This is a genomic window from Burkholderia sp. Ac-20392, assembly GCF_017104585.1.
GTDB lineage: Bacteria > Pseudomonadota > Gammaproteobacteria > Burkholderiales > Burkholderiaceae > Burkholderia > Burkholderia lata.
Genome location: NZ_JAAGPB010001187.1, coordinates 1 through 553 on the forward strand (window position 1 = coordinate 1; position 553 = coordinate 553).

Below are 553 nucleotides of genomic sequence, written 5' to 3' on the forward strand. Positions count from 1 at the left end.
TGTCGCGCCGCCGCGCGCCATCACGAGCGCGGTCACGCGCTGGCGGTCGAGCGACGACAGGTCGGACGGCGTGAATTCCTCGGCCGCGAGCACCGCTTCGTCGGGCAGCGCACGCGCGGCACCGTTCGTGTGGCCGAGCGCGCGCAGCACGCGCTTCTCGATGTCGCGCAGGTCGGCCGCACGTTCGGCGAGCAGCGCATCGTCGAGCTTCGACAGCGTGTCGATCTGCGTGCGGATCGTCGCGCGCCATGCGAAGCCTGCGCTCTTGCCGAGGCTGATCAGGTCGCGCGCCGCGTCGATCAGCGTCGGGTCTTCCAGCAGCACGCGGTGCACCGCGAAGATGCCCGCTTCGCCGACCGCGCCGCGCGCCGATGCGTTACGCACCGTTTCGTCGAGTTCGGCGTCGACGGACTTCAGCGCCTGGTCGAGCTGGCGGCTTTCCGCCGCCGGCGTGCCGGAGGCCTGCTCGGGCGGCACGATTTCCGCGTCGTCGAGACGCACCAGCGTGCCGACCGCGATGCCGGGCGCCGCGCACACGCCTGCGAGCGTGTTC

The 553-nt window shown here is 72.3% G+C and carries 1 protein-coding gene; it reads right to left on the bottom strand.

Features of this window, described 5'->3' with window-relative positions; all coding sequences use genetic code 11:
- Window positions 1-553, bottom strand: a 553-nt coding sequence (locus G3N99_RS41520; protein WP_277396508.1) for a phosphoenolpyruvate-utilizing N-terminal domain-containing protein, incomplete at both ends; no start/stop codon positions are given.